The organism is Pseudomonas sp. UBA3153 (assembly GCF_002364635.1).
GTDB lineage: Bacteria > Pseudomonadota > Gammaproteobacteria > Pseudomonadales > Pseudomonadaceae > Pseudomonas_O > Pseudomonas_O kuykendallii.
Map to the genome: position 1 here is coordinate 41303 of NZ_DEYR01000064.1, position 23720 is coordinate 65022.

12 protein-coding genes, 1 pseudogene and 1 riboswitch are annotated in these 23720 nt (G+C 67.1%); of the genes and pseudogenes, 10 read left to right on the plus strand and 3 right to left on the minus strand.

The window, feature by feature from the left end:
* Positions 1 to 89: 89 nt before the first annotated feature.
* The gene (locus tag B2X67_RS15180; protein WP_286786004.1) at positions 90 to 9059 is read left to right on the plus strand and encodes a retention module-containing protein; all 8970 of its coding nucleotides are present in this window, start codon (positions 90 to 92) and stop codon (positions 9057 to 9059) included.
* Positions 9060 to 9128: 69 nt separating this feature from the next.
* Positions 9129 to 9467 carry a tryptophan synthase subunit beta gene (locus tag B2X67_RS15185; RefSeq protein ID WP_286786005.1) on the plus strand — a complete coding sequence of 113 codons (339 nt, stop codon included), beginning with the start codon at positions 9129 to 9131 and terminating at the stop codon, positions 9465 to 9467.
* Positions 9468 to 9564: 97 nt separating this feature from the next.
* On the opposite strand, the gene lapD is transcribed toward B2X67_RS15185, so the two are convergent.
* From lapD to B2X67_RS15200, 3 genes are all read right to left on the minus strand, one after another.
* Positions 9565 to 11514 carry a cyclic di-GMP receptor LapD gene (gene lapD, locus B2X67_RS15190; protein WP_286786006.1) on the minus strand — a complete coding sequence of 650 codons (1950 nt, stop codon included), beginning with the start codon at positions 11512 to 11514 and terminating at the stop codon, positions 9565 to 9567.
* An 8-nt stretch (positions 11515 to 11522) separates the two neighbouring features.
* Positions 11523 to 12227, minus strand: a complete 705-nt coding sequence (gene lapG / locus B2X67_RS15195) for a cysteine protease LapG (RefSeq protein WP_349677794.1) — start codon at positions 12225 to 12227, stop codon at positions 11523 to 11525.
* 189 nt (positions 12228 to 12416) lie between these two features.
* Positions 12417 to 12800 (minus strand): hypothetical protein, encoded by a 384-nt coding sequence (locus B2X67_RS15200; RefSeq protein ID WP_273228665.1) that lies wholly within the window; start codon positions 12798 to 12800, stop codon positions 12417 to 12419.
* A 334-nt stretch (positions 12801 to 13134) separates the two neighbouring features.
* Positions 13135 to 13246, plus strand: a riboswitch (guanidine-I (ykkC/yxkD leader).
* Positions 13247 to 13464: 218 nt separating this feature from the next.
* On the opposite strand from B2X67_RS15200, the gene B2X67_RS15205 reads away from it, so the two are divergent.
* The 8 genes and pseudogenes from B2X67_RS15205 to B2X67_RS15240 all read left to right on the plus strand — a co-directional run.
* Positions 13465 to 14280, plus strand: a complete 816-nt coding sequence (locus B2X67_RS15205; protein WP_273228666.1) for an ABC transporter permease — start codon at positions 13465 to 13467, stop codon at positions 14278 to 14280.
* Complete coding sequence (locus B2X67_RS15210; RefSeq protein WP_312206500.1) at positions 14277 to 15062, plus strand: ABC transporter ATP-binding protein; 786 nt, start codon at positions 14277 to 14279, stop codon at positions 15060 to 15062. Before B2X67_RS15205 ends, B2X67_RS15210 begins: the two co-directional genes overlap by 4 nt.
* A gap of 5 nt (positions 15063 to 15067) precedes the next feature.
* Positions 15068 to 15796: an urea amidolyase associated protein UAAP1 gene (locus B2X67_RS15215; RefSeq protein WP_090229911.1), complete on the plus strand. Its 729-nt coding sequence runs from the start codon at positions 15068 to 15070 to the stop codon at positions 15794 to 15796.
* Positions 15797 to 15807: 11 nt separating this feature from the next.
* Entirely contained in the window at positions 15808 to 16440 is a 633-nt protein-coding gene (locus B2X67_RS15220; RefSeq protein WP_090229913.1) for an urea amidolyase associated protein UAAP2, read from the plus strand.
* Between the two features lie 226 nt (positions 16441 to 16666).
* Positions 16667 to 20350, plus strand: a complete 3684-nt coding sequence (gene uca / locus B2X67_RS15225; RefSeq protein WP_273228667.1) for an urea carboxylase — start codon at positions 16667 to 16669, stop codon at positions 20348 to 20350.
* A gap of 129 nt (positions 20351 to 20479) precedes the next feature.
* The gene (atzF, locus tag B2X67_RS15230; RefSeq protein ID WP_273228668.1) at positions 20480 to 22279 is read left to right on the plus strand and encodes an allophanate hydrolase; all 1800 of its coding nucleotides are present in this window, start codon (positions 20480 to 20482) and stop codon (positions 22277 to 22279) included.
* Between the two features lie 87 nt (positions 22280 to 22366).
* Positions 22367 to 22600, plus strand: a complete 234-nt coding sequence (locus B2X67_RS15235; RefSeq protein WP_273228669.1) for a cysteine-rich CWC family protein — start codon at positions 22367 to 22369, stop codon at positions 22598 to 22600.
* Positions 22601 to 22603: 3 nt separating this feature from the next.
* Positions 22604 to 23287: pseudogene (locus B2X67_RS15240) on the plus strand (pseudouridine synthase); the annotation flags it as partial.
* Positions 23288 to 23720: the final 433 nt, after the last annotated feature.

Here is a 23720-nt window from a genome sequence, read left to right on the forward strand (position 1 = left end):
GTCCATCTTTTTTTGTGGTCCTGCGGGCACTCTTCGATGCCGGAAGCATCGAAGCGTTCGGTTTAAAAATAAACGGGAGTTACTTATTCATGAGCAGTGTGATCGCGATCGTCAAAAGTGTTGTCGGCCAGGTCTTTGCGGTGTCTGCCGAAGGCGCCAGCCGCCTGCTCGTGGAGGGTGACCGCATATTCCAGGACGACCAGGTGCTGACCGGCACTTCGGGGATGATCACACTGGAAATGAGCGACGGAAGGATGCTCGATCTGGGGCGCGATACCCAGTGGAGCCAGCAGACCGGCTCCGAGTACACCGAGGACGTCGCCGCCACCGAACAATCGGTCGCCGACCTGCAGCAGGCCATCGCTGCCGGGGCTGACCCGACGCAAGCCTTCGAGCCCACCGCAGCGGGCCCGACCGCTGCGGGCACCGGTACCGGAAATGCCGGTGGCGGGCACAGCTTCGTGGTTCTCGACGCCACCGCAGGCAGTGTCCAGCCCACCATCGGCTACCCCACGTCCACCGATGGTTTCGCGATCGCTGCCGACGACACCTTCATCGGCGAGACCCAGCTGCCGCAGGACCTGATTCCGCCGGCCGTCTCCATCGCCCTCGACCCAATCACCTCGGACGACGTGATCAACCGCGCCGAAGCCAACAGCGGCACCATCACCCTCACCGGCACCGTCGGCGGCGATGTGCGGGTCGGAGACGCCATCACCCTGAACATCGGCGGCGTGGTCTACAACGGCAACGTCATTCAACTGGCCAATGGCAACCTTGGCTTCAGCATCGACGTCAGCAGCAGCAATCTGGCGGCGAACAACAATGTCATCGCCACCGTTACCAGCGCCGACAACGCCGGCAACGTCGCCAGCGCGACCACCGACCGCCCGTACACTGTCGATACCGAGGCCAATCTCACCGTCACCCTCGACGACCTCAACGGCGCGACCGTGGCCAATGCCCCGCTGAGCGGTACTTCCGACGTCGGCGGCGGGCGCACCGTGACGCTGGTGATCAGCGACAGCGACCCGAGCACGCCGGACATCACCGTCACTGCCGTGACCAACCCCGACGGCAGCTACAGCACCACGGCCGACCTCAGCAGCCTCAGCGACGGCCCCCTGACGGTCAATGCCAGTGTCACCGACGCCGCCGGCAACCCGGCCCAGGCGGTCGACGACGCCAACCTGGACACCATCGCCAACATCACCGTCAGCCTCGACGACCTGAATGCCTCGAACGTCGGTAATGCCCCCATCACCGGCACCTCCGATGTAGGCGGCGGTCGCACCGTCACCCTGGTGATCAGCGACAACGACCCGAACACGCCCGACATCACCGTCACCGCGACCACCAACCCGGACGGCAGCTACAGCACCAATGTCGACCTGAGCAGCCTGAGCGACGGCCCGCTGACCGTGAATGCCAGCGTCACCGACGCCGCCGGCAACCCGGCGCAGGCCACCGACGATGCCGCGCTGGACGCCACGCCGACCGACGCACCGACCATCGTCATCACCAGTGACGTCAACAATGACGCGTTCCTGAGCAACGGCGAGCTGGGCAACAGCACCACCGTCGCGGTCACCGTAGGTCTGCCGGCGACCGCGGTAGCCGGCGACACGCTGACCGTTACCGACGGCGTCAACAGCCAGGACATCATCCTCACCGCCGACCAGATCGCCGCGGGCTCGGTGGAAACCACCGTGCCCCGTCCGCCGGAAGGTGCCGAGCTGGTCGTCACCGCGACGGTCACCGACGCGGCGGGCAACGTCTCCGCGCCGGCCACCGACAGCGCCGTGCTCGACACCACTGCACCCTCGGCGCCCACGGTCGTCATCGTCGACGACAACAACCCGGACGACGGGCAGCTAACGGTCGGCGAGATCGGCAACGACGGCGTTCAGGTCAGCGTGCAGGTCAGCAACGCCGAGCTGGTGGCCGGTGGCTCCGTGACGCTCGAAATCACCAACGGCAACACGTCGAGCACCGTCAACCTCAGCCTCGACAACGGCACCGCCCAGTTCACCGATGCCCAGGGCAACCCGCTCAGTGGCTTCAATTACGACAACGGCACCATCACCTTCACCGAAAACGCACCGCCGCTCGGCGGCTCGCTGACCGTCGTAGCGACCCAGACCGACCTCGCCGGCAACCAGTCGGCGCCGGGCAGCGACAGCGCGATCGTCATCAACACCCCGCCGGACGCGGTGGACGACATTTCCGGAACTCCCTACACGGTCACGCTGGGGGACCGTAACCTCAGCGCGTCCGGCACCGGTTACGACTATGGCAACAACCGCTGGAACCAGGTCGACAGCAAGGGCAACCCGACCTCGATCGTGGCGCTGAACGCCGATGGCAGCACCGGCACGCTCTATCAGGGCGGCTGGGATGGCAACGCCAACGCCATTGGCGTCGACGGCACCACCCGTCCGGGCAGCCAGGTGGCCCCGCAAACCGAATTCGACCCCACCACCGGCAAGTCCGAAGCGATCGTGCTGAACTTCAGCGGCAACCTGGACAAGGCACAGTTCACCGTCGCCCACTTGATCGGTGACGAAAACGGCGGCGAAGTCGGCCGCTGGGTCGCGATGTACAACGGTGCGGAAGTCGCCCGCGGGACCTTCCAGCTGGACCCGACGAACACCACCGGCTACGCGACGTTCGGCATCGACACCGGCGGCAAGGCCTTCGACAGCATCCGCTTCGAGTCGCTGGACACCGCCGCTGGTGGCGGCGACGGCTCCGACTACTTCCTTGCCGGCTTCTCCGGCAGCGGCAGCGCGGCGCTCAACAGCCCGTACACCCTCAGCGAAAACGGGACCCTCGCTATCGCCAATGGCAGCACCAGCCTGCTCGCCAACGACAGCGACGCCGATGGGGATGCCATCGCCGTGACCGCGGTGAACGGCCAGCCGTTGACTGGCACCATCACCCTCGCCAGCGGCGCGCTGCTCACGGTGAATGCCGACGGCAGCTTCAGCTACGACCCGAACGGCAAGTTCGACGCCCTGACCGCCGGGCAAGTCGGCAAGGACTCCTTCACCTACACTATTTCCGACGGCCACGGCGGCACGGATACCGCCACCGCGACCATCACCATCATCGGCACCAACGATGCTCCGCTCATTGCGGGCGACGACACCGGCGCCGTCGTCGAAGATGCCGCCAACCCCGTCCTGACCGACGCCGGCACCCTTACCATCGCCGACGCCGATGCAGGCCAGTCGGTGTTCCAGACCACCGGCATCACCGCCAGTAACGGCTCGCTGGGCAGCCTGAGCATCACCGCCGCCGGCGCCTGGACCTACAGCGTCGCCAACGCCGACGTGCAGTACCTCAAGGCCGGCGAAGTGAAGACCGAAACCTTCACCGTGCGCAGCGCCGACGGCACCCCGCACGACATCGTCGTCACCATCACCGGCACCAACGATGGCGCGACCATCGCCGGCGACGACCGTGGCACGGTGACCGAGGACGCCAGCAACCCGACCCTGACCGATACCGGCACCCTGACCATCGCCGACCCGGACACCGGGCTCGACGGCAGCGGCGAGGCCAGCTTCCAGAGCACCGGCATCACCGCCAGCAATGGCGCGCTGGGCAGCCTGAGCATCACCAGCGCCGGCGTCTGGACCTACAACGTCGCCAACGCCGACGTGCAGTACCTCAAGGCCGGCGAAGTTAAGACCGAGACCTTCACCGTGCTCAGCGCCGACGGCACCCCGCACGACATCGTCGTCACCATCACCGGCACCAACGATGCCCCGGTCATCGCGGGTGACGATGCGGGCGCCGTCGTCGAAGACGCCGCCAACCCCGTCCTGACCGACGCGGGCACCCTCACCATCGCCGACGCCGATGCAGGCCAGTCGGTGTTCCAGACCACCGGCATCACCGCCAGCAACGGCGCGCTGGGCAGCCTGAGCATCACCGCTGCCGGTGCCTGGACCTACAGCGTCGCCAACGCCGACGTGCAGTACCTCAAGGCCGGCGAAGTGAAGACCGAAACCTTCACCGTGCGCAGCGCCGATGGCACCCCGCACGACATCGTCGTCACCATCACCGGCACCAACGATGCCCCGGTCATCGCGGGCAACGACACCGGCGCCGTGGTCGAAGACGCCGCCAACCCCGTCCTGACCGACGCCGGCACTCTCACCATCGCCGACGCCGATGCGGGCCAGTCGGTGTTTCAGACCACCGGCATCACCGCCAGCAACGGCGCGCTGGGCAGCCTGAGCATCACCAGCGCCGGCGTCTGGACCTACAACGTCGCCAATGCCGATGTGCAGTACCTCAAGGCCGGCGAAGTGAAGACCGAGACCTTCACCGTGCTCAGCGCCGACGGCACGCCGCACGACGTCGTCGTCACCATCACCGGCACCAACGACCTGCCCGTCGTCAGCAGCAATTCGCTGACCGTGGCGGAAGGAAGCGTGGGCACCCCGCTGGGCCTCGAGGCACCTACCGATGCCGACGGCGATGCGCTGAGCATTACCGTCACCGGCCTGCCGACCCTGGGCAGCGTCACCCTGGCCGACGGCACCGCCGTCACCAACGGCCAGACGCTGACCAGCGCCGAACTGCAGGGCCTGAAGTACAACGGGCCGGCCGACTACACCAGCGGTCAAGCGGTCGGCAACTTCACCTACAGCGTCAACGATGGCACGGCCACCGTCACCGGTACCGTCACCCTGGGCGCGACCCCGGTCAACGACAACCCGGATGCCGTGGACGACCCGAGTGGCGTGGCCTACAGCGTTGCCCTCGGTCAACTGGCCGGCGGCACCAGCGCTTCCCATTGGGATGCTCTGGACAGCAAGGGGCTGGGCATCACGCCGGTCGCACTGAACGCCGACGGAACGCCCGGAACCCTCTACGCGGGGAATGTGGATGGCGATCGCAACGCGCTCGGCGTGGCAGGCACGCCGCGTGATTCCACCGCCGTCGCCAACCAGATCGAATACGACCGGGCTACCGACAAGAGCGAATCCGTCGAGCTGAACTTCAACGGCAACCTCAACCAGGCCGAGTTCACCGTCAGCCATCTGATCGCCAACGAAAACGGCGGCGAGATTGGTCAATGGGTCGCCCTGTACAACGGCTCGGTAGTCGCCAGCGGCACCTTCAGCGCCGCGACTGGCGGCACCACGACCGTGCAGATCGATACCGGTGATCTGGTCTTCGACAGCATCCGCTTCGAGTCCGTGGATACCGCCAACCGGAGCGGGGACGGCTCCGACTACTACCTCACCGGCTTCAAGGGAACCGGGCCTGCCAGCGCCAACACCGCCTACACGATCAACGAGAACGCCACGCTGTCGATTGCCGATGGCAACCGCGATCTGCTGGCCAATGACACCGACGCCGATGGCGACACGCTCACCGTCACCCAGATCAACGGCAGCAACCTCACCAGCGGTGCGATCACGCTCGCCAGCGGCGCATTGCTCGTCGCGAATGCCAACGGCAGCTTCAGCTACGACCCCAACGGCAAGTTCGACGGTCTGAAAGCCGGTCAGGTCGCCACCGACACCTTCACCTACACCGTCAGCGACGGGCATGGCGGTACCGATACCGCCACGGCGACCATCACCATCATCGGCACCAACGATGCGCCCGTGGCTACCGGCACCTATGCCAGCACCATCAACGACACGCCGGCGACCGACGACTTCGCCAACATCACCGGCACCCTGGTGGCCACCGATGCCGATGACAGCGTGCTCACCTGGAGCGGCAGCGCTTCGGGCACCTATGGGCAACTGATCGTCGAAGCCAACGGCAACTACACCTACGTGGTGAACGACGCGGCGGTCAACGGGCTCAACGCCGGTCAATCGGTCACCGAAAACTTCACCGCGACGGTCACCGACCCGAACGGCGCGACCGATACCCGGACCATCGCGATCACCCTCAACGGGGCGAACGACATCCCGGTGATCACCTCCGCCGCCGCCGCGGCTACCGGTTCGGTAACCGAAGCGGGCGTCAACGGAAATGGCCAGCCCAGCGTTTCCGGCACCCTCGCCTCGAGCGATGCCGACGCAGGAGCCACCGCGTCCTGGTCGCTGGCATCGACCGCCGGCACCTACGGCACCATCGCCATGACCAGCGCCGGCGTGTGGACCTATACCCTGGACAACAACGCGGCGGCCACGCAGGCGTTGAAAGAAGGCGAGTCCAAGCTGGAGACCTTCCAGGCGACGGTTTCCGACGGCCACGGCGGCACCGCCACGCAGACCATCACGGTCAACGTGCTGGGCGCCAACGACGCGCCGGTTGCCGTGGACGATCACTACAGCCTGGGTCTCACCGGTCAGTACTTCGGCTATGCGCAGAATGGGGCCAACCCCAACCTGACCAGCATCGCCCAGGTGGAAGGGTTCATCGCCGGCAAGACGCCGAACGCCACCTTCACCGCCACGTCGATCAACTACGGCTCGGTGGGTGGGGACCTTGGCCGGGCCGACCATCTGCAGCAGTTCCTCGGCAACGACAAGGGCAGGCTGTCGCAGGACCCGGGCGATACCTCTGACGCGATCATTAAGCTGAGCGGCCAGGTGACCCTGGCAGCGGGCAGCTACGACTTCAAGGTCACCTCGGACGATGGCTTCATCCTGCGCATCGACGGGCAGGACGTGGTCAAGTTCGACGGCATCCGCAGCCAGGGCGTGACCATCTCCACCGTTCCCTACACCATCGCCACCGGCGGCGCGCACCAGGTCGAGATCATCTACTGGGATCAGGGCGGCGACGCCATTCTCAAGGTGGAAAGCAAGCCCGCCGGCGCGCCCGACAGCGCTTACAGCGTACTCGGCGCGAGCGGCGGCACCAGCTCGCTGGTGACCACCGAAGACACGCCGCTGACCATCAGCGCCGCTTCGCTGCTGGCCAACGACAAGGACGTCGACGGCACGCTGCTGACCCTCAAGAGCGTGCAATCCGCCGAGCACGGCAGCGTGTCACTGGTCAACGGGGTGGTCACCTTCACCCCGACCGCCAACTACAACGGCGAAGCGACCTTCACCTACACCGTGCAGGACGCCAACGGCGCCACCGCCGATGCGAAGGTCACGCTCTACGTCACCGCCGCGACCGACGCCTTCAACGACACCGCCTCGGTCAAGGAAGACACGCCGATCACCCTCGACGTGCTGGCCAACGACACCTTCGGCACGGCGGCGAAGACCATCACCGCCATCGACGGCAAGGCCTTCGGCAGCGACGGCACCGTGAGCGTCGAGCACGGCGTCGTCAAGCTCGGCGCCGACGGCAAGCTGACCTTCACCCCGGCCGCCGACTACCACGGTGCCGCGACCTTCACCTACACCGTCTCCTCCGGCGGCGTGAGCGAAACGGCTACCGTCAACCTCGATGTGGTGTCGACCAACGATGCCGTCAACCCGACGCTGAACGTCACGCCGAAAGGCTTCTGGACCTTCAATGAAGCGCCTGGCAGCAGCGTCACGACCAACCAGTCCAGCGGCGCCAAAGGCACCCTGGCGGACAGCGACAGCGCGGGCGGGACCGGCCTGCCGACCTTCGTCACCACCCCGCGCGCCGAAGGGGCCGGCAACTACATTTCGCTGAACGACACCGGCGACCGCATCAACCTCGACGCCAGCGCGACCCATGCGCTGATGGGAGCCGCGGCCACCCTCACCTTCTGGATCAAGGCGGCTGCCCAGCCAGACAGCGGCAACGATGGCGCAGGAAGATCCTGGGACCTGCCGAGCGTGATCGGCAGCGAACACAACGGTGGCGGCAACGACATCCAGTGGGGCGCGATCAACAACGCCGGCCAGATCGGGCTGGCGGTCGGCAACGCCGCTGGCGTCTACAGCACCACCTCGGTGACCGACAACCAGTGGCACAACGTGGCGATCACTCACAGCGGGTCGACCGTCGACATCTACATCGACGGTGTTCTCAACGCGAGCGGATCGACCAGCGACTCGGCGTTCAACGGCCTGTACAACCAGTTGCTGTCGATCGGCGCGACCAACCGCTTCGACCTCAACGGCAGTAACGTGACCGATTTGACGGACACCAAGTACCTGACGGCCGCCCTCGATGACCTGCGGATCTACAGCGGCGTGCTGAGCGCCGGCCAGATCGCGGCGATCCACAACGTCGAGAACGGTTACGAGCACACCGCCATCGCCAACGCCTGGGGTTCGGCCGCCGACAAGCTCAGCCTGGGCCTGGCGGAAAGCGCCGGAGTGACCTCCACCACCGTCAGCGGTCTGGCCAAGGACATCGTCATCAGCGACGGCACCCACAGCCACACGTCGACAGGGGTCAACGACAACGTCGACCTGACCGGCTGGACGCTGGGCTCGCTGACCCTGAGCAACACGGGTACGGAATCCGGCACCCTGGTGTTCACCGCCACCAGCACCCTGCCCAACGGCGACTCCGCCAGCACCAGCGAGTACCTGACGCTGGCCAACGGCAACTCGGTGCTCAGCACCGGAACCTCGGGCAACGACACGCTGAAGGGCTCCGAAACCCTCGCCGCGGCCGACCTGCTGCGCGGTGGAGACGGCAACGACACGCTGTATGGCTACGGTGGCGACGATCGCCTCGAAGGCGGCAACGGTAACGACACGCTGTATGGCGGTGACGGCAACGACATCCTCATCGGCGGGAAAGGCAACGATGTACTGTGGGGGGGTGCCGGCGCGGATACCTTCGTCTGGAAATCCGGCGATGCCGGCAGCATCGGGTCGCCGGCTGCCGACATCATCAAGGACTTCAGCCTGAGCCAGAAGGACAGCATCGACCTGCGCGACCTGCTGCAAGGCGAGACCACGGACTCCATCGACCACTTCCTGCAGATGAGCACGCAGAACGGCATCAGCACGCTGCTGGTCAGCACCACCGGCCAGTTCGATACCGCTGCCAGCGCCACCGCCAACACCGGCAAGGCCGACCTGACCATCCAGCTCGACGGGGTTGACCTGAGCAGCAGCAACCTGGGCGCCAACTCGTCGCAGATCATCAGCTCGCTGATTCAAAGCGAACACCTGAAGGTCGACCACTAAGCGGCGAGGTCTCCGGCAGCACCCCAGCGGGTGCTGCCGGGATCGGCCGTTCGATAACGAGGATCAGCGATGCTTTACGTGCAACGCGACATGCAGGGACAGCTGGTTCGCGTGGAAGCGGCCGATTTTCCTGGCAGGACCGAGACGCTTCCGGCGGACGATCAGGAGGTGCTGGCCTGGTATTCCAACCAGTCGGTGGAGACCAGCCTGCTGCACCTCAAGCAGAGCGACCTGGACATGATCCGGGTACTCGACGACCTGCTGCAGTTGCTGATGATCAAGGGCGTCATTCGCCTGACCGATCTGCCGGCCGCGGCGCAGGCCAAGCTGCTCAACCGCAACCAGGCGCGTGAAGCCCTGGGCGGGTTGAACAGCCTGATCAACGAAGAAGAAGACGGGATGATCTGAACGGCAACACCGGACAGAAAGGCATTACATCCAGCGCAACGAAAAAGGACGCGACCTCGGTCGCGTCCTTTTTCATTTCAGCCCTGCCAGACGGCGATCAGTTGCTCACCCACGGCCCCGGCTCGCCGAACAGCCGGCCCTTCACGCCCTGGATGCCCATCTCGCGCAGCACCTGCAGTTCACCCTCGGTTTCCACGCGCTCGGCGATCAAGGGCAGATCGATGCTGTTGGCGGCGCGCTGGACCGCCTCGATGAACAGGCGCTTGTCGCTTTCCCGGTCGATATGGCGGATGTAGCTGCCGTCCACTTTCAGCCAGGCGAGGCCGAGGCGCGCCAGGTTGCCGATCATGCTGAAGCGTCCGCCAAAATGTTGCAGGCTGAGGTTGAAGCCCAGGTCGTGCAGGCGCTTGTTCAGGCGCTCCAGGCCCGCCTGGTCGGGCAGACGGTTCTCTTCCAGCTCCAGCGTCAGGCGTGAACCGAAGGCGCTGTAGTGGGCCAGTTTGTCCAGCACAGCATTGAGCGCCGTCGAGTCCTCCAGCGTCGCGCCGGAGAGATTCAGGGCCAGCGATTTGTCATGGCTGGCCATTTGCGCCAGCACCAGGTCCAGCATCACCAGGTCGAGCCGGCCGGACCAGCCGAAGCGTTCGATCCAGGGCAGGAAGCGACCCGCGGGAATCAGCGCACCCTCGCCGTCCTGCAACCGCGACAGCACCTTGTAATGGAGCACGCGGTCGGTCTCGTGACTGTCCACCACGGGCTGGAAGAACAGCTGGAAGCGCTTGTGCGCCAATGCCTGGTCGAGCAACGCATGCCAGGTATGGGTCTCGTCGCCCGGCTGCGATTCGCCGGCGAGCTCCACGCAGGCCCAGCAACGCTCGCCCAGACCCTCGGCCTGGGTAAGCGCTTCGTCCACCTGGCTCAACAATGTGGCCGGCGACATTCCAGGGCGGAAGGGCGCCAGCCCGATGCTGGCGACCGGCAACACATCGGTGACACCCGTGGCATGCAGGCTGGCCAGCGCGCTCTCCAGGCTGATCGCCAGTTGCTCGGCCTCCTCGCGCACCAGGCCGGGAACCAGCAAGGCGAACTCGCCACCGCGGGTGCGGGCGATCAGCACGTCGCTGCGCGTCGGCGCGATCGGATGGTGCAGCAGCTCGCCGATGGCCGTCAGCAACTGGTCGGTCCGCTGGCCGCCCAGGCGGGCGTTCAGCCCGGCCAGGTCGTTGACGCGCAGCAACAGCAGGTAGCCGTGGCTGGCCTGCTCCTCGGTGCCCAGCCGGCTCTGCAGCTGCATGTCGAAGTAACGCCGGTTGGCGAGACCGGTGAGGCTGTCCTGGTACGCCTCCTCGCGCAGCTTCTCGCTGCGCAGCGCCTGCTCCTGGAACAGCGTCTTGAGCTTCTCGACCATCTGGTTCATGGCCTGCACGACGCGGCGCAGCTCCGGCGTGCGCGGCAGGTTCGGCAGGCTGAGAAATTCGCGACGGGCGATGGCGTGGGACTGCTCGACCATGTAGTCGAGCGGGCGCAGCTGACGGCGCAGGAGAAACGCGCCGAGCAGGCAACTGACGACGCCGCAAACCGCCAGCCAGGCCAGGCTGCCGAGGGCGTTGCGCCACAGCCGGGCGACGGCGAACATCGGATGGCTGACCACCTCGACCCGCGCCGCCTGCTCCCAGCCGCGGCTGACGATGGCATCGCCACCGGCCGGTTCGAGGCCGATCAGCTTGACGAACCAGGCGGGCACCGAGGGCACGTCCGGCGTGCCGCTGCGTTCGACGATCACATTGCCGCTGGCCAGGTCGACCACGCGGATGCTCTCGTAGTAGCCACTGTCGAAGATGGAGCTGACCATCAGCTCGACCATTGCCGGATCATCGATGTTCGGCGTCAGCGACAGGCCAAGAGCCGTCGCGGCGTCCTGCGCGTGGGAACGCAGCTGGTTGACGTACTGCTCGCGAGAGCTTTCCAGGCCAACCAGGAAACTTCCGCTGAACGCCACGACCAGGAACAGGCAGATGGCAAGCAAGAGCTGTTTGAACAGGGACATCGTTTCTCCTATTGGGGCAAGTCCGTGGGGAAACCCTCGGCTTCCATCTTCTTCAGCAGGTCCTGCCAGCGCGACAGCCGTTTGGCGTCGCCGACACGTTTGTTGCCCGCGGAGCCCTGCAACCAGAGACCGTCGGCGTTGAAGGCATAGACCGGCAGCAGGTCCTTGCGTTGACTCGCCGGCCGAATGCTGTCGATCAGGTTGTCCAGCACCAGTGGCACCGCTTCGGGGGTTTCGTAATAAGTCAGCACCATGTGTGCCTGATTCAGCTTCAACGCCTTGACGTAGGTGATGCGCAGCTTCTCGCTGGGAATCCCCAGGTGACGCAGGCTCATGTACTTGGCGATGGCGAAATCCTCGCAATCGCCGCCCCCGACCCGCAACGCCTCGACCGGCGTTGCCCAGTAATCCTCGGTGTTCCACAGCGAGCGGTCGTCGGTGAACTCCAGCGACCGGTTGAAGAAGTCGTTCACTTCGCGCATCTGCTCATCCACCGGCTTGCCGGCCTCGGCTTCGAGCAGACGCTGCCAGGCGTTGATCCGTCCGCGCCCGGCACCCAGCGGACCGTACAGCGACTCGGCGCGTTCGGTGATCAGGGAGAAATTCCAGTCCGCCTGCAGCGAACCGATCAGCACGCCCATCAGCAGGCACAGCAGCGCCGTCAGCGAACAGCGCCGACGCCATGCGCAGAACCTGACGGAGCCTTTGAACACAGCCTGGATTCCCGAAAAAGTGACGCTGGCTCGCCAAGCGACCAATGGCCGCTGGGCGAACGCCTTCATGGGGGAGGAATGGTGCGGGCTGGCGGGTGAAAAGACAATGGCACTCTAGAATCACGGCGAGCACTGCTCACTGCGGCAGGCGGGCGCCGCCGCTGCGCCCGCGACCTGGCGAAGCCGCCGTCAGCGGCGCGGCATGCCATGGATCGCCCCACCCTGCGGGCGCCCGTGCGGACGCGGCCCGCCGTAGCCAGGCGGACCGTAGTGACGCTTCGGCTGGTAATAGCGCGGCGGCGGTGGCGGACGGCGGTAATCGTGGCGCGGCGGTGCCTGACGATAGCGGTAATTATCGTTGCGGAAATCCTCGCGGTAGTAATAGCGGCCATCGTTCCAGCGACGCTCGATGGGAGTGGCCCGGTAGTACTCGTAGGAGTCGTAACGCTGCACGTTGTAGCCGCCGTAACCACCGCCACTGTAGATACGCACGCCATCGGCATCGGCATAGGGCGAGGCGCAGCCGACCAGCGAAAGACCAATCACGGCGAACAGCAATGCTTTGAGTGACATGGGCGGCCTCCTGCGACCGCTGGAGAACCTGCTCACGAACCACGGGGGCGGCGTTCGCGGGCGGTTCTGGGAAAGCGTCGACGGGCGTCGACACCCGGGATTCACTCCCTGCCAGGTTGGACAACGAATCGGCGATTTTGCTGTGTGACGGCGCAAAATCTTGATTTCCAGTTATGTCGCGCACCGTTAGGGAGCACGAATGGCAGCCTGCCCTCTGTGCGGAAACCCGGCGAAACGCCCAGCCCGTGCGGATCGCCCCCAGGTTGGCACGTCATTCGCTTTGGCCTTGGCGTGCAGGAGCTGCCCAGGACACCGGGTACGGCACCATAATTTGCAAATAGCCGACTAGGGTTCCGGCTCGCCACCTTCGGGGTGCGACGAGTGTCTGGTCCGAGAGTTGGCGACCTCCAGTCGAGGTTACACGGCGGGATAAAAGCCCGGGAGAACGCGCGCCCCTCAACGCTGAGGGGATAGATCGCGCAGCTCCTGCCGGCCCCGAAACGAACTGGAGGTTACATGCACGATCCCCGCTCAATCGCCTTCCTCGTTGCCCGGCACCCGGGCGCCCCGGCTCACCTCACGCTGCGTTCCGCCACCCACGGCGGCAGGCGCTGATGCACGCGCCCGCCCGACGACGCCCCGCTTCCCGCACGAGGACACGCCCATGCGCCTGATCAACCGCTACCCCGATCGGCCCAGCCGGCTGCTCCTGGTGCTCATGCCGTTCGCCCTGGTGTTGCTGGTGTACTTCATCGGCTCGGCGGACAGGCTCGCGGAAAACCCCAACGACAAGCTGCTGCCCAGCGCCGCGCAGATGGTCGATGCCGTCCACCGGCTGGCTTTCGAAGCGGACAAGCGCTCCGGCGACTACCTGTTCTGGGGCGATACCCTGTCCAGCCTGCAACGCCTCGGCATGGGCCTGGGCATCGCCGCGCTGGTCGGTCTGTGCCTGGGCATCGCCGCCGGTAGCCTGCCGCTGTTCGGCGCACCGCTGTCGCCGCTGATCGGCGTGCTGTCGATGGTGCCGCCGCTGGCGATCCTGCCGATCCTGTTCATCGTCTTCGGCCTCGGGGAATTGTCCAAGGTGATGCTGATCGTGATCGGCGTCGCCCCGGTACTGGCCCGCGACCTCGAACAGCGCGCCCGCGAGATCCCCGGCGAGCTGCTGGTCAAGGCCCAGACCCTGGGCGCCACCACCTGGACGCTGATCCTCCGGGTGATCCTGCCGCAGTTGCTGCCGCGTCTGCTGATCGCCTTGCGCCTGGCGCTCGGCTCGGCCTGGCTGTTCCTCATCGCGGCCGAGGCGATCGCCTCCACCGATGGCCTCGGCTACCGGATCTTCCTGGTGCGCCGCTACCTGGCGATGGACGTGATCCTGCCCTATGTCGCCTGGATCACCCTGCTCGCCTGGCTGATGGACCTCGGCCTCAAGCACCTCACCCGACTGGCCTTTCCCTGGTACGAAGGGGGCCGGGCATGATCGAAGTACGCAATCTGTGGAAGCAGTACGGCGACCAGACCGTGCTCGAACGCATCAACCTGACCATCAAGGAAGGCGAGTTCTGCTCCCTGGTCGGCGCCTCCGGCTGCGGGAAGTCGACCTTCCTGCGCATGCTGCTCGGCCAGGAACGGCCCTCGCGCGGCGAAATCCTCCTCGACGGCAAGCCCCTGGCGGATGAGCCGGACAGCAGCCGCGGCGTGGTCTTCCAGCGCTACTCGGTGTTCCCGCACCTGTCGGTGCTGGACAACGTCGCCCTCGGCCTGGAACTGCCGCGCGCGCCGCTGCTCGGTCGCCTGCTCGGCAGCGCCAAGGCCGAAGCCCGCGAACAAGCGCGCCAGCTGTTGCAGCGCGTCGGCCTCGGGCATGCGCTGCAGAAGTACCCGGCGCAGCTCTCCGGCGGCATGCAGCAGCGCCTGGCGATCGCCCAGGCGCTGATCATGAAGCCGCGCGTGCTGCTCCTCGACGAACCCTTCGGCGCGCTCGACCCGGGCATCCGCAAGGACATGCACGCGCTGTTGCGCGAGCTCTGGCAGGAAACCCGGCTGACCGTGTTCATGGTCACCCACGACCTCAACGAAGGCTTCAGCCTGGCCAGCCGCGTGCTGGTCTTCGACAAGCTGCGCGTCGATCCGCACGAACCGGGCGCCTATGGCGCACGCATCACCTACAACATCCCGCTCAGCCGCCGCCGCGAACCGGTGTCGCTGGCTGCAGTGGTCACGTCGCCCGGCGCTTCAGCCGCGGCCCTGATCCCGAGGTAATCGCCATGACTTCGAGCTTGCCCCTGCGTCCCGCCCTCTACCAGGAAACCGTTCCGGGCGGCGGCCACACCTCCTTCGTGCTCAAGCGCGGCCAGCTGCTGCGCATCACCGATCTCGAAGGCGGCGCCAACGTCAGCCTGATGCTGCTAAACGCCACCGAGAAAAGCGAACGGCTGAACCTGCCGGACACCCTCAAGTGCCAGCACACCGCCAAACTGACCACCGGTCACTGCCTGTATTCGGACATGGGCCGCGTGCTGGCGGCGATCACCGCCGACACCTGCGGCTGGCACGACAGCTTCGGCGGCCTGCTCAACGCCGCCGAGGTGAAGGAGAAGTACGGCGAAGGCCGTTACCAGGAACTGCGCAACGGTTTCTTCCGCAACGGTGTGGACAACCTGCTGGTGGAAATGGGCAAGTGGAACCTCGGCCTGGCCGACCTGCTGATGGTGCTCAACCTGTTCAGCAAGGTCAGCGTCGACGCCGAGGGCTACTTCCATTTCGAGGCGGAGAACTCCAAGGCCGGCGATTACATCGAGCTGTACGCGCCGATGGACTGCCTGGTGGTGCTCACCGCCCTGCAGCATCCGATGGACCCGAACCCCGAGTACGCGCCCAAACCGGTCCAGCTGAGCTGGAGCCAGGTCGCCAGCGATGGCATCAGCGTGCTCTGCCGCACGTCGCGCCCGGAAAACGGCCGCGGCTTCCACAACACCGAACGTCTGTACCTCTGAGGGCTGCCGCCATGTCCCTGACCACCAGCGAAAAACATTCCGACGCCGCCACCCGCACCTACATCCCGGCGGGCGAACCGAGCCTGACCGAGCTGAAAGCCGGGCAGACCCTGCGCATCCATGACCTAGAGGGCAACCAGGCGGTCGACACGCTGTTCTTCAGCGCACGCAACCCGCGCGAGCGCTACGACGCCCAGCGCACCCTGCGCAAGCAGAACCGCGTCTACCTCACCACCGGCACGGTGCTCTGGTCCAACCTCGGCAACCCGATGCTGACCATCGTCGCCGACACCTGCGGCCGCCACGACACCCTCGGCGGCGCCTGCGCGCAGGAGAGCAACACCGTGCGCTACGCCCTCGACAAGCGCTACATGCACAGCTGCCGCGACAACTTCCTGCGCGCCAGCCTGCACGACGGCCGCCTGAGCAAGCCGGACATCGCGCCGAACATCAACTTCTTCATGAACGTCCCGGTGACCCCGGAAGGCGGGCTGACCTTCGAGGACGGCATCTCCGCACCGGGCAAATACGTCGAACTGCGCGCCGAGATGGACGTGATCGTGCTGATCTCCAACTGCCCGCAGCTGAACAACCCGTGCAACGGCTGGAACCCCACGGCGGCCGAGCTGCTGGTCTGGGAGTGACGCAACGTCCCGAAAGGGCAACCGGAGGATGGGTTGAGCCCGCGATACCCATCGCTTTCCAACGCCGGTCCTGATGGGTATCGCTTCGCCCGACCCAGCCTCCGAATACGCAACGCCCTCACCGTCCGAAAGGGATGAGGAAACACAGAGATACCACCCACCACGGACGACCGTGGTGTCAACCGAATAGCGGCGGGACGCCCCGCCCCTTCATGGGGAACACCTCATGTTCAGCACGCTGCTGATCGCCAACCGCGGCGCGATCGCCTGCCGCATCCTGCGAACCCTGCGCACGCTGCAGGTGCGCGGCGTCGCCGTGTACTCGGAAGCCGACGCCGCCAGCCTGCACATCAGTCAGGCCGACGAAGCCTTCAGCCTCGGTGAAGGCCCCGCCGCTGGCACCTATCTGGACGTCGCCAAGCTGCTCGACATCGCCAAACGCAGCGGCGCCCAGGCGATCCATCCCGGCTACGGCTTCCTTTCCGAAAACGCGGCGTTCGCCGAAGCCTGCGAGGCCGCCGGCATCGCCTTCGTCGGGCCGACGCCCGAACAGCTGCGCGTGTTCGGCCTCAAGCACACCGCCCGCGCGCTGGCCAGGCAGCACGGCGTGCCGATGCTCGAAGGCACCGAGCTGCTGGAAAACCTCGACGCCGCGCTCAGCGCCGGCGAACAGGTCGGCTACCCGGTGATGCTGAAAAGCACGGCCGGCGGCGGCGGCATCGGCATGCGCGTGTGCCGCTCGGCCCAAGAGCTGGCCGATGCGTTCGACGCGGTCAAGCGCCTCGGGCAGAACAACTTCAGCGACTCGGGCGTATTCATCGAGAAATACATCCAGCGTGCCCGCCATCTGGAAGTGCAGGTGTTCGGCGACGGCCAGGGCGAGGTCGTCGCCCTCGGCGTGCGCGACTGCTCGGTGCAGCGGCGCAACCAGAAGGTGCTGGAAGAGACCCCGGCACCGAACCTGCCGGCCGGTATGGCCGACGAGTTGTGCGCGGCGGCGATCAAGCTGGCCAAGGCGGTCAGCTACCGCAGCGCCGGCACCGTGGAGTTCGTCTACGACAGCGAGGCCGAGCGCTTCTACTTCCTCGAAGTGAACACCCGCCTGCAGGTCGAGCATGGCGTCACCGAACAGGTCTGGGGCGTCGACCTGGTGCGCTGGATGATCGAGCTGGCGGCCGGCGACCTGGCGCCGCTGGGCGAACTGACGAAGCACCTGAAACCCGGCGGCCACGCCATCCAGGCGCGCCTGTATGCCGAAGATCCGGGCCGCGACTTCCAGCCCAGCCCGGGTCTGCTCACCGCCGTGGACTTCCCCAAGGCCGACGGCAAGGCCCTGCGCATCGACACCTGGGTCGAGGCCGGTTGCGAGATTCCACCCTACTTCGACCCGATGATCGCCAAGCTCATCGCCTGGGCGCCGACCCGCGAGGCCGCCCGCGCCGGGCTCGACCGGGCGCTGGCCGACACCCTGCTGTACGGCGTGGAGTCCAACCGCGGCTACCTGCGGCAGATCATCGAAGACGTGCCCTTCGCCAGCGGCTCGCCCTGGACCCGCTGCCTGGAAAACCTGGTCTACCGGGCCAACACCTTCGAGGTGCTCTCCGCCGGCACCCAGACCACCGTGCAGGATTTCCCCGGCCGCCTCGGCTACTGGGCGGTCGGCGTGCCGCCGTCGGGGCCGATGGACGACCGCGCGCTGCGCCTGGGCAATCGCCTGCTGGGCAACGACGAAGGCGCCGCCGGCCTGGAAATCACCATGAGCGGCCCGCTGCTGCGCTTCAACACCGACGCCGTGGTGGCGGTGACCGGCGCGCCGATCCCGCTGAGCGTGGATGGCGTCGAACGCCCGATGAACACCGCGCTGCTGATCGAGGCCGGCAGCACGCTGAGCCTCGGCACCCTCGCCGGCAGCGGCGCTCGCGCGTACCTCACCCTGCGTGGCGGGCTGCAGGTGCCGGAATACCTGGGCAGTAAAAGCACCTTCACCCTCGGCCAGTTCGGCGGTCACGCGGGCCGCGCCCTGCGCGCCGGCGACGTGCTGCACATTCCACCTCTCGGCGATACGAGCAACGGCGCGCAACTGCCTGCCGAACTGTGCCCCGCCTTGCCCGCCGTGCGCGAAATCCGCGTGATCTACGGCCCGCATGGCGCGCCGGAATACTTCACTGCGGCCTACATCGACACCTTCCTCGCCACCCATTGGGAAGTGCATTTCAACTCCAGCCGCACCGGCGTGCGCCTGATCGGCCCGAAACCGGAATGGGTGCGCGACAGCGGCGGCGAAGCCGGCCTGCATCCGTCGAACATCCACGACAACCCCTATGCCATCGGCGCGGTGGACTTCACCGGCGACATGCCGGTGATCCTCGGCCCGGACGGCCCGAGCCTGGGCGGCTTCGTCTGCCCGGTGACCATCATCGAGGCCGATCTCTGGCAGCTCGGCCAGCTCAAGGCCGGCGACAGGCTGCGCTTCGTGCCGGTGGATATCGCCACGGCGCGGGAGTTGGCCAAAGCACGCGATACAGAGGTCAGCGAACTCGCGCTAGTCTCCCCTCTCCCGCTTGCGGGAGAGGGGCCGGGGGAGAGGGTTCTTGAAAGCGCCCAAAGCCCCTCTCCCCAAACCTCTCCCATAAATGGGAGAGGGAGCCGTTCAATGTTGGCTTCCCCCATCGTCCTCGATATCGGCCAAGCCGACACCCGCCTGGTCGCCCGCCTCTCCGGCGACACCCACCTGCTGCTGGAAATCGGCCAGCCGGAACTGGACCTGGTGCTGCGCTTCCGCGGCCATGCGCTGATGCAGGCGCTGGAAGCGAAGAGCCTGAAGGGAGTGATCGACCTTACCCCCGGCATCCGCTCGCTGCAGGTGCACTACCAGCCGGAAACCCTGTCGCTGGCGAACCTGCTGGCGGTGGTGATCGGCGAGTGGGACGCGGTGTGCAACACCCGTGACCTCAAGGTGCCGTCGCGCATCGTCCACCTGCCGCTGTCCTGGGACGATCCGGCCTGCCAGCTGGCCATCGACAAGTACATGACCACGGTGCGCAAGGACGCGCCCTGGTGCCCGAGCAACCTGGAGTTCATCCGCCGGATCAACGATCTGCCGAACCTCGACGAGGTGTACCGCACCGTGTTCGACGCCAGCTACCTGGTGATGGGCCTGGGCGACGTCTACCTCGGCGCGCCGGTGGCCACGCCGCTGGACCCGCGCCACCGCCTGGTCACCACCAAGTACAACCCGGCGCGCACCTGGACCGCCGAGAACTCGGTCGGCATCGGCGGCGCCTACCTGTGCGTGTACGGCATGGAAGGCCCCGGCGGTTACCAGTTCGTCGGCCGCACCCTGCAGATGTGGAACCGCTACCGCGAAGTCGGCGCCTTCCACGGTAAACCCTGGCTGCTGCGCTTCTTCGACCAGATCCGCTTCTACCCGGTGGGCGCCGAAGAGCTGCTGCAGATCCGCCGCGATTTCCCGCTCGGGCGCTTCGACCTGCGCATCGAGGACAGCGAGCTGGCCCTGGCCGATTACCAGGGCTTCCTCACCGAGGAAGCCGAGGGCATCGACGCCTTCCGCACCCGGCAACGCGCCGCCTTCGACGCCGAACGCCAGCGCTGGATCGCCTCCGGCCAGGCCCATTACGAAAGCGAAGAAGTGGTCGCCGAGCTGGGCGACGACGCCCCGCTCGCGACCGGCCTGCACAGCATCGACAGCCACATCGCCGGCAACCTCTGGCAGGTGCAGGTCGAGGAAGGAAGCGCGGTGAAAGCCGGCGACGTGCTGGTGATCCTCGAGTCGATGAAGATGGAAATCCCGCTCACCGCCCCACGCGATGGCGTGGTCCGCGAAGTCCGCGTGCAACCCGGCTCGCCGGTACGCGCCGGGCAGCGCGTGGTGGTGCTCGAAGAGGCCTGAAACCGATCCGGGAGGCGGCTGGGAACACACCCTCCGCCCCGAAACTCACAGACGCGCGGCGCCGTAGGGTGCGCCGCGCGCACCAACCGAACCTGCGGTGCGCACGGCGCACCCTACGAGGGAACTGCGATGACCCACCAATTCGACCTGCGCCTCGGCGCCCTGAAAACCGCCTATGCCGAAGGCCGCCTGAAGCCGCGCCAGCTGATCCTCGCCCTGCGCGAAAAAGCCGCCGCGCTGAACCCGGAATTCAACCTGTTCATCCACCTGCTCAGCGTGGAAGAACTGGAGCCCTACCTCGCCGCGCTGGACGGCAAGGCCCCCGACAGCCTGCCGCTGTTCGGCGTGCCCTTCGCACTGAAGGACAACATCGACCTGGCCGGCATTCCCACCACCGCCGCCTGCCCGGCCTTCGCCTACACGGCGGAGCGCTCGGCGACGCTGGTAGAGCAGCTGATCGCCCTCGGCGCGGTGCCGATCGGCAAGACCAACCTCGACCAGTTCGCCACCGGCCTCAACGGCACCCGCTCGCCCTACGGCGAATGCCGCAACAGCGTGCACCCGGACTACCCGTCGGGCGGCTCCAGCGCCGGCTCATCCCTGGCCGTGGCGCTGGGCGTGGCGAGCTTCTCGCTGGGCACCGACACCGCCGGTTCCGGCCGCGTGCCGGCGGCGCTGAACAACCTGGTCGGGCTGAAGGCGACCAAGGGCCTGGTGTCCACCGCCGGCGTGGTGCCGGCCTGCCGCACCCTGGACGTGGTCAGCTTCTTCACCGCCAGCGCCCGCGAAGCCAGCCAGCTGCTCGCCCTGACCGCCGCCCTCGACCCGCGCGACGCCTACAGCCGCGCCAACCCGCTGTGGAACGACGGCAGCGCCTTCGGCAAGCCTCGGCCGTTCCGCTTCGGCGTGCCGACCCAACTGGAGTTCCTCGGCTGCGCGGAAAGCCCGGCGCTGTTCGCCGAGGCCGTCGCCAGCCTGGAAGCCCTCGGCGGCACCCCGGTGGCGCTGGACTTCGCGCCCTTCCTCGAAGCCGCACGCCTGCTCTACGAAGGCCCGTGGGTCGCCGAGCGCTACAGCGTCGCCGGCGAACTGATGGCGAAGGACCCGGAAGCCGTGCTGCCGGTGATCCGCGCGGTGCTGGCCAAGGCGCCAGGCGCCACGGCGGTCGAACTGTTCCGCGCGCAGTACCGCCTGCAGGAGCTCAAGGCGATCTGCGACAAGGCGCTCGAGAATCTGGATTGCGTGCTGACGCCGAGCATTCCGCGCCCGGTGACGCTGGACGAACTGCACGCCGAACCGGTCGCGCGCAATTCCGATCTCGGCTACTACACCAACTTCATGAACCTGCTGGACTACGCCGCCGTCGCCGTGCCGAGCGCCTTCATGGCCAACGGTTTGCCGTGGGGCGTGACGCTGTTCGGCCGCGCCTTCACCGACCAGTACCTGCTCGGCATCGCCGACGCACTGCAGGGCCAACGCGGCCTGCCGCTGGTGGGTGGATGGGCGCTGGACGCCGTCGCTCCGGCCACACCGGCACGCAACGACAGGGCCCGCGTGGTGGTCTGCGGCGCGCACCTGGACGGCCTGCCGCTGAACTGGCAGCTGCGCAAGCGTGGCGGCCGGCTGCTGCAGGCCACCCACAGCTCGCCGGACTACCAGCTCTACGCACTGGCCGGCGGCCCGCCGTTCCGTCCGGGCATGGTGCGGGTCGCCGAAGGCGGCGTGGCCATCGAAGTGGAAGTCTGGGAGCTGCCGAGCGCCGAGTTGGGCTCCTTCCTCACCGGCATTCCCGCGCCGCTCGGCCTGGGCAAGGTGCAACTGGCCGACGGCAGCTGGGAAACCGGTTTCATCTGCGAACCCTATGGCCTGCAAGGCGCCACCGACATCACCTCGTTCGGCGGCTGGCGCGCCTACATGAAGAGCCGCTGACTCCGGCGCGACCATGCACCGCCCTGCGCGTGACGCCCCGGCGGCGCCACGCTAGCATGGCGGCGCGTTCATCCAGGCCCGCCGTCCATGCCGCTGCCCACCGATTCCGGCGCTCGCGCCGCGTCCTCCGTCGATCCCGCCCGCTGCCCGCTGTGCGGGCATGCCAACCGCTGCGCGCAGAGCGACCCGGCGACCCGCGAGCTGCCCTGCTGGTGCTTCTCTACGCCGGTTTCGCCAGGCGCCCTCGCGCGCCTGCCGGAGGAGGCACGCGACAAGGCCTGCCTGTGCCCGAACTGCGCCGCGCTCGACGAGCCGAGCTGACGCGTGCGTCTGGATCGTTTTCTCGCCAACCTGCCGCAGCTAAACCGCCAGCAGACCCGGCGCCTGCTGGCGGAGCGACGTATACGGGTCGACGGCGAGCCGGTTACCGACGGCCGCCACGAAGTGCGCGTGTTCAGCCGCATCGAGCTGGGCGATCAGCTGTTGCAGGCCGGCAAGCCGGCGCGCTACTTCATGCTGCACAAGCCGGCCGGCTGGGTCAGCGCCACCGAGCATGACGAACATCCCACGGTCCTCGACCTGCTGGACGAGCCGGACAAGCACGAGCTGCACCTGGCCGGGCGCCTCGACCTGAACACCACCGGGCTGCTGCTGATCACCAATGACGGCCAGTGGTCGAGACGACTGACCCAGCCGCAGACGCACCTGCCCAAGGTCTACCGTGTCGAGACCGGCGAGCCGATCCTTGAGGAATACGTCGAGGCGTTCGCCCGCGGCCTGTATTTTCGCTTCGAGGACCTCACCACCCGCCCCGCCCGGCTGCGGATTCTCGACAGTCATCACGCGCTGCTGACACTGGTCGAGGGTCGTTATCACCAGGTCAAGCGCATGTTCGGTCACTTCCAGAACCCCGTGCTGCGCCTGCACCGGCAGAGCATCGGGCCGCTGCAGCTGGACCCTGCGCTGGCCGAAGGTGCCTACCGCGCACTGCGCGCGGATGAACTGCAGGCGTTGCAGCGCGCGGTGGCAGACGCCTCCTCGGCCGACGGCCTGGCGGATGGCATCGAACCGGACTAGTCGCCCGACGCGAGGCATCCAGCCGCGGGCAAGCCACCACGGCCCTCAGCAGATCCCAGCCTGAAAGGCGCGACCAGGCCACACAAGCCGCTTTTCGCGCTCGGCCGGGTCGCGCGCCAACGCCCCGCAGGCCGCCAACCACGGTGCCTGCAGCCGCCCGTCCGAGCCGATAGGTGGCAGTTGGCCGTTACCGGGAAACGGCGCATGCTCTGGCTCGCAGCTGTCCCTGTTCGCGGCACGTCCGACCTTTTCTGGCAGGAACCCCGAACGCCATCTGCGTCTTCGGTCCAGACTTAACTGAATGCCTCGTCAGCCCGTGCTCCCGCCAGCAACGGGCCGTTCGTGGTAGGGGGTGGATGGCCAT

Bases quoted from the DNA above. Each gene is read 5' to 3' on its own strand.
- B2X67_RS15180 (WP_286786004.1), top strand. From the start codon at position 90: ATGAGCAGTGTGATCGCGATCGTCAAAAGTGTTGTCGGCCAGGTCTTT.
- B2X67_RS15185 (WP_286786005.1), top strand. From the start codon at position 9,129: ATGCTTTACGTGCAACGCGACATGCAGGGACAGCTGGTTCGCGTGGAA.
- lapD (WP_286786006.1), bottom strand. From the start codon at position 11,514: ATGTCCCTGTTCAAACAGCTCTTGCTTGCCATCTGCCTGTTCCTGGTC.
- B2X67_RS15200 (WP_273228665.1), bottom strand. From the start codon at position 12,800: ATGTCACTCAAAGCATTGCTGTTCGCCGTGATTGGTCTTTCGCTGGTC.
- B2X67_RS15205 (WP_273228666.1), top strand. From the start codon at position 13,465: ATGCGCCTGATCAACCGCTACCCCGATCGGCCCAGCCGGCTGCTCCTG.
- B2X67_RS15210 (WP_312206500.1), top strand. From the start codon at position 14,277: ATGATCGAAGTACGCAATCTGTGGAAGCAGTACGGCGACCAGACCGTG.
- B2X67_RS15215 (WP_090229911.1), top strand. From the start codon at position 15,068: ATGACTTCGAGCTTGCCCCTGCGTCCCGCCCTCTACCAGGAAACCGTT.
- B2X67_RS15220 (WP_090229913.1), top strand. From the start codon at position 15,808: ATGTCCCTGACCACCAGCGAAAAACATTCCGACGCCGCCACCCGCACC.
- uca (WP_273228667.1), top strand. From the start codon at position 16,667: ATGTTCAGCACGCTGCTGATCGCCAACCGCGGCGCGATCGCCTGCCGC.
- atzF (WP_273228668.1), top strand. From the start codon at position 20,480: ATGACCCACCAATTCGACCTGCGCCTCGGCGCCCTGAAAACCGCCTAT.
- B2X67_RS15235 (WP_273228669.1), top strand. From the start codon at position 22,367: ATGCCGCTGCCCACCGATTCCGGCGCTCGCGCCGCGTCCTCCGTCGAT.